The sequence below is a fragment of the Trabulsiella guamensis ATCC 49490 genome (genome assembly GCF_000734965.1).
Taxonomy (GTDB): domain Bacteria; phylum Pseudomonadota; class Gammaproteobacteria; order Enterobacterales; family Enterobacteriaceae; genus Trabulsiella; species Trabulsiella guamensis.
In genome coordinates this window covers 1-9177 of sequence record NZ_JMTB01000030.1, presented here as the reverse complement: position 1 = coordinate 9177, position 9177 = coordinate 1, and the positions used below count along the sequence as shown (strand labels likewise).

9 protein-coding genes are annotated in these 9177 nt (G+C 55.0%); 6 read left to right on the top strand and 3 right to left on the bottom strand.

Going from position 1 to position 9177, the window contains the following annotated elements; all coding sequences use genetic code 11:
- Positions 1–60: 60 nt before the first annotated feature.
- The gene (locus GTGU_RS03075) at positions 61–1155 is read right to left on the bottom strand and encodes a NapC/NirT family cytochrome c (protein WP_038154162.1); all 1095 of its coding nucleotides are present in this window, start codon (positions 1153–1155) and stop codon (positions 61–63) included.
- A 698-nt stretch (positions 1156–1853) separates the two neighbouring features.
- Here GTGU_RS03075 and ydcS point away from each other — a divergent pair.
- The 5 genes from ydcS to patD are packed head-to-tail and all read left to right on the top strand — an operon-like array spanning position 1854 to position 7219.
- Positions 1854–3002, top strand: coding sequence for a putative ABC transporter substrate-binding protein YdcS (ydcS, locus tag GTGU_RS03070; RefSeq protein WP_038154161.1), 1149 nt, complete (start codon positions 1854–1856; stop codon positions 3000–3002).
- A gap of 15 nt (positions 3003–3017) precedes the next feature.
- Entirely contained in the window at positions 3018–4031 is a 1014-nt protein-coding gene (locus tag GTGU_RS03065) for an ABC transporter ATP-binding protein (protein WP_038154160.1), read from the top strand.
- Between the two features lies 1 nt (position 4032).
- Positions 4033–4974: an ABC transporter permease gene (locus GTGU_RS03060; protein WP_038154158.1), complete on the top strand. Its 942-nt coding sequence runs from the start codon at positions 4033–4035 to the stop codon at positions 4972–4974.
- A complete protein-coding gene (locus GTGU_RS03055; protein ID WP_038154157.1) occupies positions 4964–5770 on the top strand; it encodes an ABC transporter permease in 807 nt (268 codons plus the stop codon). The genes GTGU_RS03060 and GTGU_RS03055 overlap by 11 nt, the downstream gene beginning before the upstream one ends.
- A gap of 21 nt (positions 5771–5791) precedes the next feature.
- Positions 5792–7219 (top strand): aminobutyraldehyde dehydrogenase, encoded by a 1428-nt coding sequence (patD, locus tag GTGU_RS03050; RefSeq protein WP_038154156.1) that lies wholly within the window; start codon positions 5792–5794, stop codon positions 7217–7219.
- Positions 7220–7312: 93 nt separating this feature from the next.
- Here patD and yncL read toward each other — a convergent pair whose 3' ends face one another.
- Complete coding sequence (gene yncL / locus GTGU_RS26830) at positions 7313–7408, bottom strand: stress response membrane protein YncL (RefSeq protein ID WP_072011895.1); 96 nt, start codon at positions 7406–7408, stop codon at positions 7313–7315.
- Between the two features lie 187 nt (positions 7409–7595).
- Between yncL and GTGU_RS24265 the strand changes: the two genes are divergently transcribed.
- On the top strand, positions 7596–7769 hold the full coding sequence (locus tag GTGU_RS24265) for a GhoT/OrtT family toxin (RefSeq protein ID WP_072011894.1): 174 nt from the start codon (positions 7596–7598) through the stop codon (positions 7767–7769).
- A gap of 36 nt (positions 7770–7805) precedes the next feature.
- Here GTGU_RS24265 and GTGU_RS03045 read toward each other — a convergent pair.
- Positions 7806–9177, bottom strand: a 1372-nt coding sequence (locus GTGU_RS03045; protein ID WP_038154154.1) for a virulence factor SrfC family protein, incomplete at its 5' end; no start/stop codon positions are given.

The following is a 9177-nucleotide window of genomic DNA, read 5'->3' as shown; positions in this document are numbered from 1 at the left end:
CTCCGGCGTTTTATAAAGTCACGTCTTGTTGAGTCTCATAGTAGCTCCTGGTGTTCTTGTTTATTCTTTGATGTCTTTCGCGTTGTACTGGAAATAACGGCTCAGAATATCCAGCTCGTTTTCACTGATATTGGTGCGCGCCCCCATGCCTTTCACCACCGACGGCCAGGCATTAAGGGTGTAGTGATGTGCAGGGATTGGTGCATGGCAGCCTGCGCAGTAGACGTCGTCCAGCTTGCGGGCGTAATCCCACATCGGTTCGCGACTGGCGAGCGCCGACGCGCTCCATTCGCCCTGTAACGTCACGTCGCGCCAGGCATTGCCGTAATCATCTTTTTTCCAGTCGGATAGGATTTTCAGCGACTGCTGGCCTTTCTCACTGAGACTGGCGAGGATCAGGCGCTGACCGGCGGCGTAATAGATGACCTGTTCGCTACCCTGCATCTGGCTACCGCGAATTTCCACCTGACGCGCGGTGCCCTCGGTTTTCAGTACATGCAGTTCCGTGGCCGGATAAACCGTGCCGAGATCACCAAGCGGAGTAGCGCTGACGACATAAAGCGTTCTGGCATCTGCAGGCGTGGAGGCGGCCTGGGTTTGCAGCGCTTTCACGGCGCTGTCGTCCATTTTGACTTCTGGTGGGAAGTGGGCGACGCCTTTATGGCAATCGATACAGGTTTGCTTTTCCTTAATCCCCATTTCATGCATTTTCTGCGCTTCAGGACTCTGCGCACTGATATCCATGGCATCCATGCTGTGGCAACTACGGCAGGTTGCTGAATCATTGGCTTTCAGTTGCGCCCAGACGGTCTGCGCCATTTCCAGTCGATGCTCTTCAAATTTCTCTGGGGTATCGATCTTTTTGGTGATGAACTGATGATAAATATCTTTCGAGGCGAGGAATTTGGTGACGAGATAATCCATACCGCCCTGTGGAATATGGCAATCAGCACATTCTGCGCGGATCCCTTTCTGATTCTGGAAATGTACGGAACCGGTATATTCTTCATAAGGGGCTTGCATGGTGTGGCAGGACAAACAAAATTCAGTACTGGAGGTTTTATGTAATGTCCATTGCGCAGCAAGGATCGCCAGAGCACCAAGAATGACGCCGAGCAAACAAGTCAGCGCCAGGGTTTTATTTATTTTTCGCATTCCATCTCTCGTTATGTCTTATACCTCGTTGTAAGTAGACGATAGGTAACCAATAAGCGGTAAACCTTGATATTCATCAAAAGGTGAGGGGAATAGCAGCAAGGAATTGTGCATTCCTGAAGGGGATCTCATTTTTGTCTCCGTACAGCTTAATGCGGAAAAGAAATGTTGAAACAGGGGGTTATACTGACCATGTCGGCTACATACTCCATTGTTTTACTTAAAAACAGTATAAAAATCCGAACGGTAACGTGCCTTTAACTCATAAGAGAGAGTAATCAGCAAAAAATACTTGGTTATATACTACTTTATACAGCGAAGAGGGGAAAACATGTGAAATGCGACAGGGATAAATGCCGCCGCAGAACAATTTTACTAAACACCTTTCTTATTCACTGAATATCTTTTTCTCGTTTTAAAAATAACTGATTTAAATAACGATGATTATTTGAAGTGATATTCCGTCGTTATTGCCATATGAAAAATCAATACTCTCAACGACACGGTAACCGTTTGTCCGGCTCGCGGTCTATTATTACTTTTGTCTGACTTTTCAGCGTAATGCGCGGCCTGTCACAACCTGAGTAAATTTCCTCAGCGCGGCAGGTGCGCCCTCGTTGCGCCGACTACTGTTATTAAGGGAGATATTTTTACGGCACGGCTGCCGCCAGAATTCATTGTGACAGGAGTAAGATTCTATGAGCAAGAAATTTGCCCGCAGCAGCCTGTGCGCGTTGGGAATGACCGTCATTGTCGCGCAAGCCGCCGCCGAACCCCCGACATCGCTCGACAAAGGTGAAGGTCAGTTAGATATTATCGCCTGGCCTGGCTATATCGAACGGGGACAGACGGATAAAAACTACGACTGGGTGACAGCCTTTGAAAAAGAGAGTGGTTGTCAGGTCAACGTGAAAACCGCAGCGACCTCTGACGAAATGGTCAGTCTGATGGCAAAAGGCGGATACGACCTGGTCACCGCGTCCGGCGATGCGTCCCTGCGATTGATCATGGGTAAACGCGTACAGCCCATCGACACCCGTCTGATCCCGGCCTGGAAAACCCTCGATCCGCGTATTGTCAAAGGCGACTGGTTTAACGTCGACGGTAAAGTGTACGGCACGCCTTATCAATGGGGGCCGAACCTGTTGATGTACAACACCAAAACCTTCCCGACCCCCCCCGACAGCTGGAGCGTGGTTTTTGTTAAGCAGAATCTGCCGGATGGCAAAACCAACCAGGGACGCGTCCAGGCTTATGATGGCCCTATTTATATTGCTGATGCCGCGCTGTTCGTGAAGGCGACACAGTCGCAACTCGGGATTAATGATCCCTATCAGCTCACCGAAGAACAGTATCAGGCAGTACTGAAAGTATTGCGTGATCAGCATGGCCTGATTCACCGCTACTGGCACGACACGACCGTCCAGATGAGTGATTTCAAAAACGAAGGTGTTGTCGCCTCCAGCGCCTGGCCCTATCAGGCCAACGGCCTGAAAGGTGAAGGGCAGCCGATCGCTACCGTATTCCCGAAAGAAGGGGTAACCGGTTGGGCCGATACCACCATGCTGCATGCGCAGGCGAAACACCCGGTTTGTGCTTATAAATGGATGAACTGGTCGTTGACGCCCAAAGTGCAGGGGGATGTGTCCGCCTGGTTTGGCTCGCTGCCGGTGGTACCGGAAGGCTGCAAAGCCAGCACGCTGCTTGGCGAGACAGGTTGTGAAACCAACGGTTACGCCTTCTTTGACAAGATCGCTTTCTGGAAAACGCCGGTGGCGAACGGCGGCAAATATGTCTCCTACAGCCGCTGGACGCAGGATTACATCGCTATCATGGGCGGTCGCTGAGTGCGGGAGTGAAACATGACGTACGCTGTAGAGTTTCATGACGTCTCGCGTCTGTATGGTGATGTGCGTGCAGTGGATGGGGTCAGTATCGCCATTAAAGATGGCGAGTTTTTCTCCATGCTGGGGCCTTCCGGCTCCGGCAAAACCACTTGTCTGCGGTTGATTGCCGGGTTTGAACAGCTCTCCGGCGGCAGCATCAGTATCTTCGGTAAAGCGGCCAGCGAACTTCCCCCCTGGGAACGCGATGTCAACACCGTCTTTCAGGACTACGCGCTGTTTCCGCATATGTCGATCCTCGATAATGTCGCTTACGGGTTGATGGTGAAAGGCGTTGATAAGAAAACGCGTCTGCACCGTGCGCAGGAGGCGCTGGAAAAGGTGGCGCTCGGGTTTGTTCATACCCGAAAACCGTCGCAACTTTCCGGCGGTCAACGCCAGCGGGTGGCGATTGCCCGCGCGCTGGTGAATCAACCGCGCGTGCTATTGCTTGACGAACCACTGGGCGCGCTGGATCTCAAACTGCGCGAGCAGATGCAGCTTGAACTGAAAAAACTGCAACAGGATCTGGGCATCACCTTTATTTTCGTCACCCACGATCAGGGTGAAGCGCTGTCGATGTCTGATCGCGTGGCGGTGTTTAACAATGGTCGCATTGAGCAGGTCGATTCGCCGCGTGATCTTTATCTGCGCCCACGCACGCCGTTTGTCGCCGGATTCGTTGGCACATCTAATGTGTTTGATCCGGCGATGAGTGAAAAACTGTGCGGGATGGCAGGCGTCTGGTCGCTGCGTCCTGAACATATTCGCTTGAATGAAGGCGGTGAAGTGCAGGTTCACGGTGTTGTGCAGGCCGTGCAGTATCAGGGGGCGGCGACACGAGTTGAGATTGCACTGTCAGGCGGCGAAAAACTGCTAGTGAGCCAGGCGAATTTTACCGGTAGCGCGCAGCCTGCGGCGCCTGCGCCGGGGCAAAAGGTACTGGCTTCCTGGGCGCGAGAGGCCATGGTGCCGCTTGACGGAGGGAGGTGAAATGGAGATGAGTCTATCCCCACCGCCGTCACCGTCGCGCATTGGCCGCCTGTCGGGCCTGTTCTGGCGTAAACCTGCGCTCGGGCTGTTCCTGCTGCTGCTCGGGCCGCTGATGTGGTTCGGCATCGTCTATCTGGGGTCGTTGTTCACGCTGTTGTGGCAGGGGTTCTATACCTTTGACGATTTCACCATGTCCATCACGCCGGATCTGACGTTGGCGAATCTGAAGGCGCTGTTTAACCCGGCGAATTACGACATTATCCTGCGCACGCTGGCGATGGCGGTCGGAGTCACCATTGCCAGCGCGATCCTGGCGTTTCCGATGGCCTGGTACATGGCGCGCTACGCCCACGGTAAAATGAAAGCGTTCTTTTATATTGCCGTCATGCTGCCGATGTGGGCGAGCTACATCGTTAAAGCCTATGCATGGACGTTGTTGCTGGCGAAGGATGGCGTCGCACAGTGGTTTCTCAGCCATATGGGGCTGGAAGGGGTGTTGAATCTGATCCTGGCGTTGCCGGGCATTGGCGGCAATACGTTGTCGACTTCCGGGCTGGGGCGCTTTCTGGTCTTCGTCTACATCTGGCTACCGTTCATGATCCTGCCGGTACAGGCGGCGCTGGAACGTCTGCCATTATCGCTGTTGCAGGCCTCCTCCGATCTCGGCGCCAGACCCGGCCAGACCTTCCGATATGTTGTGCTGCCGCTGGCAATCCCCGGTATAGCGGCAGGGTCGATCTTTACCTTTTCGCTGACGCTCGGCGATTTTATCGTACCGCAACTCGTCGGGCCGCCAGGCTATTTCATCGGCAACATGGTCTATTCCCAGCAGGGGGCGATCGGCAATATGCCGATGGCGGCGGCTTTCACGCTGGTGCCGATTGTGTTAATTGCCCTTTATCTGGCGTTCGTGAAACGCCTGGGAGCCTTCGATGCACTCTGAACGCGCACCGTGGTTTCTCAAAATCGCGACCTGGGGTGGAGTGATTTTCCTGCATTTCCCGCTGGTCATCATCGCGATGTATGCCTTTAACACCGAAGACGCGGCGTTCAGTTTTCCGCCGCAGGGGCTGACCTTGCACTGGTTCAGTGTGGCGGCAGGGCGTGGCGATATCTTCGATTCCGTGACGTTGTCACTAAAAATTGCCGCGCTGGCGACGCTGATTGCCCTGGTGCTGGGGACGCTGGCAGCTGCGGCACTGTGGCGCAGCACGTTTTTCGGTAAAAACGCCATCTCGCTATTGCTGCTTCTGCCCATCGCCCTGCCGGGGATCATCACCGGGCTGGCACTGCTGACGGCGTTTAAGACGATTGGCCTCGAACCCGGATTCCTCACCATCGTGGTGGGTCACGCGACCTTTTGTGTGGTGGTGGTGTTTAACAATGTGATCGCCCGTTTCCGACGCACCTCATGGAGCCTTGTCGAAGCGTCAATGGATTTAGGCGCTAACGGCTGGCAAACCTTCCGTTACGTGGTGCTGCCGAATCTCAGCTCGGCGCTGCTGGCCGGAGGCATGCTGGCCTTTGCGCTCTCGTTTGACGAAATTATCGTTACCACGTTCACCGCCGGACACGAACGCACGCTGCCGCTCTGGCTGTTGAATCAGCTCGGGCGACCGCGCGACGTACCGGTCACCAACGTGGTGGCTTTGTTAGTGATGTTGGCAACAACGATTCCCATACTGGGTGCCTGGTGGTTAACCCGGGACGGCGAAATGGTCGCCGGTAGCGGGAAATAAACGATAAATATGGAGTCTGCTATGCAACATAAGTTATTGATCAATGGTGAACTGGTGGCAGGTGAAGGGGAGAAGCAACCTGTCTACAATCCGTCAACCGGCGAGGTCATTCTCGAGATTGCGGAAGCCTCGCCAGCACAGGTTGATGCGGCGGTGCTGGCAGCGGATCGTGCGTTTGCGCAATGGGGACAAACGACGCCAAAAAACCGCGCGGAATGCTTGCTGAAACTGGCCGCGGCAATTGAAACCCATGCCGAAGATTTTGCGCGCCTTGAGTCACTCAACTGCGGCAAACCGTTGCACTGTGTGCTGAATGATGAAATCCCCGCCATTGTTGACGTGTTCCGCTTCTTTGCCGGGGCATCGCGCTGCCTGAGCGGCCTGGCGGCAGGCGAGTATCTGGAAGGGCATACGTCGATGATTCGCCGCGATCCGGTCGGGGTGGTGGCCTCGATAGCGCCGTGGAACTATCCGCTGATGATGGCGGCCTGGAAACTGGCGCCAGCGCTGGCTGCGGGCAACTGCGTGGTGATCAAACCTTCGGAAATTACGCCGCTGACGGCCCTGAAGCTGGCTGAACTGGCCACCGGCATTTTCCCGCCAGGTGTACTGAACGTCCTGTTCGGGCGCGGCAAAACTGTCGGCGATCCGCTGACCGGTCACGAAAAAGTGCGGATGGTGTCGCTGACCGGCTCTATTGCCACCGGCGAGCACATCATCGGGCATACCGCCTCAACCATTAAACGGATGCACATGGAACTGGGCGGTAAAGCGCCGGTCATTGTGTTCGATGACGCCGATATCGATGCCGTGGTAGATGGCGTGCGTACGTTTGGCTTCTACAATGCCGGGCAGGACTGTACTGCCGCCTGCCGTATTTATGCGCAGCGGGGTATTCACGACCGGCTGGTGGAAAAACTGGGTGCGGCGGTTGCCAGCCTGAAAATGGGCGATCCGCAGGATCCCTCCACCGAACTCGGCCCGCTGAGCTCACAGGCGCATCTGGATCGGGTGTCTGCGGCGGTCGAGAAAGCCAAAGCGCTCGGCCATATTAAAGTGGTGACTGGCGGCAGTAAGGTTGAGGCGCCGGGCTATCGTTATCAGCCTACGGTGCTGGCAGGGGCGTTGCAGGAAGATGAGATTGTGCAGCGAGAAGTGTTTGGCCCGGTGGTCAGTGTGACGGTCTTTGATGACGAAGCTCAGGCGCTGGCGTGGGCTAATGACTCACAGTACGGGCTGGCCTCATCGGTCTGGACGCGCGACGTCGGGCGCGCGCACCGTCTTAGCGCGCGCCTGCAATATGGCTGCACCTGGGTCAACACTCACTTTATGTTAGTCAGCGAAATGCCACACGGCGGGCAGAAACAATCCGGCTTCGGCAAAGATATGTCGTTGTACGGACTGGAGGATTACACCGTCGTCCGTCATGTGATGGTGAAACACGAGTAAAGGCAGTCATACATTGCCCCGGAACAGGCGAACAATCCGGGGCAATGCCTGTGTGACAGGGATGTCGCTATTACGAGTATAGGGGGGTAATTTTCAGAAAACCCAGTTAAATCTGTAGCATAAGAGACTCAGTAACAGCAACGCAGCCATAACATTAATCAATACTACGGTTTTGCTGGAAACGTCCATAACGCCACCTCGTTGAATTAACCTCTAATGATATAGTCTGCGATGTCACTAAGTGCAATCGGATAAAGGCTTAGATTTCTAAAAAACGCTCGTGGCAAGAAATTTTCGTATTCTTGAGCTGAGAACTTGATGGGGGTCATAAAAAGAGGCATAGTGCGCCCGGTTTTTCCACGGAATGGGCTTCACAATGACGTTGTACCAAAAAATGCTGGTGTTCTATGTCGTGATGGCGGTGATCTGTTCACTGATCACATGGTTTCTGACGAAAGAGCGCTTCTGTATTCGCCTGATGGCTTCCCTCCTTGTTGGTGTTACCTGGCCGTTTAGCTTCCCTGTCGCCCTGTTACTCTCACTGTTCTGAGGATGAATGATCGGTTCACATCCCTGTGATCCATCATTACTGCAAATGTTTCTGCAACTGACGGCGTGCGTCAGCAGTGATCTCCTGCGGATGCTGCCAGCCTGCATTTTCTGTCGCCCGGCTGTAAAGCGCCACCAGCCAGTCGTACACGTACCGCGTCGCCGCATGCACCGGTTGTTCACCTAATTGCGTCAACCGCGCGCTGGTATCCGGCGATTTCAATTCAAAGATCGCGCTGCCTTTGGCAATACGACTTGCCGGACGCGCATCGCTCGGCAGGGCGGCATAATCAAACCAGGCGATGAAGTTGCCAATAGTGGCGCGCAGCTGTGCACCGCTGGGGTTTTCGCTACGCATCACCTGCTGTAACCTGGCCGGAAGCTGAAGGCGATAACTGGTGACGATCAGGCATTCAGCCAGTTGCTGCAGGACATCAGGCGATAAACCCGCATGAGCGGCAATGTCAGTACGGCGGCTCCACTGATGCAAATGTCTGATCCACAGCTCGTGCGCCAGCGTTCCCGTATCCTGCTCGCTGCGGCTGGCGCGGGATTTCTCATCTGGTAGCGCAAACAAATCCACGCTTTCGCTGAATAAGCCTGCCACTTTCTCTTCCCGAGGCTGCTGCGTCTGGCAGAGCATGTCAAACGCGCGTTGCGCCGGCAGTAGTCCTTCTATTAATTCCCCCAGCGTTGCGGCGCGTGACTGCAACTGGCGAACCAATGACTGCGCCTGCTGTTGAATGGCCGCAGGATCGTGATGCACCGGGGTGACGTAGGGCCCCATTAGCGCCGTCACTCTGTCATTCACTTTCTGACCAAGCAACTGCAGACGATGGCTGCGTAGCGCCGGGTTCAGCGCCTGTGCCAGCCACTCCATCAGCCGCTGCATACTGCTGTTGTCCAGCGCCTGCAACGTTCCCCAGCGCTGACCCGGTTTTTTGATCAGCTGTTGTATACCTTCGTCGAGATTCTGCTTCCGGGTGAAGCGATGATCGTGCGGGGTGATCGCCCAGACCAGCCCGGGAAGCGCGCTTTCCTGCACCGGTTGCGTGTCGTCAACCCACCGCATCAACGCACGGGCGACGGCAGGGGTTTGTGCGCGCTGCACGGAGGCGTTGCATACCAGCAGAATGTCCGGCTGGAAGCACTGGCGATAACTCTCCAGTAACCAGCGGCATTTGCTCTGCCAGAGCGGTGCGCCTGACGATTGCGGTACCGCCGGAATATCAACAATCTCGATGTTATCCAGCACACTATTTTCCACCGGCAGCACCAGTTCCAGGCTGAGTAATGCCAGCGTGGCGATGGGCAGGCTGATGGCATTCAGCAGACGATCATGATGCAGTGGATGCACCACGACATCACCTTCAACCTCAATGTCCGCTGCTAAGAATCCTTCTGCAGGT